Source organism: Pseudomonas sp. SMN5, assembly GCF_052041925.1.
In the GTDB taxonomy this organism is placed as follows: domain Bacteria; phylum Pseudomonadota; class Gammaproteobacteria; order Pseudomonadales; family Pseudomonadaceae; genus Aquipseudomonas.
On the sequence record NZ_JBKGGX010000081.1, the window covers coordinates 1 to 363 of the forward strand.

The following is a 363-nucleotide window of genomic DNA, read 5'->3' on the forward strand; positions in this document are numbered from 1 at the left end:
AAAGCCGATCGCCGGGTTGGCGTCGAACAGCTTGATCAGGCCCGCCGTGGTGGTGCAGATCAGCAGCCAGGACGCCGGCAGCAGCGTGACCCAGACGTAGCGCTGGCGCTTCATCTTGATCAGCACCACGGTGCCGAGCATCAGGGCGATCCCGGCCAGCATCTGGTTGGAGATGCCGAACAGCGGCCACAAGGTGTTGATGCCGCCCAGCGGATCGATCACGCCCTGGTACAGCAGGTAGCCCCACAGCGCCACGCACCCGGCGGTGGCGATCAGGTTGGCGGTCCAGGATTCGGTGCGCTTGAGCGCCGGCACGAACGAGCCGAGCAAGTCCTGCAGCATGAAGCGCCCGGCACGGGTGCC

General features: G+C 66.7%; 1 protein-coding gene. It reads right to left on the reverse strand.

Annotated elements, in window-relative coordinates; all coding sequences use genetic code 11:
• Positions 1 to 363: carbon starvation CstA family protein (locus ACLEJR_RS27075; protein WP_440817772.1), on the reverse strand; the 363-nt coding region annotated here is incomplete at both ends.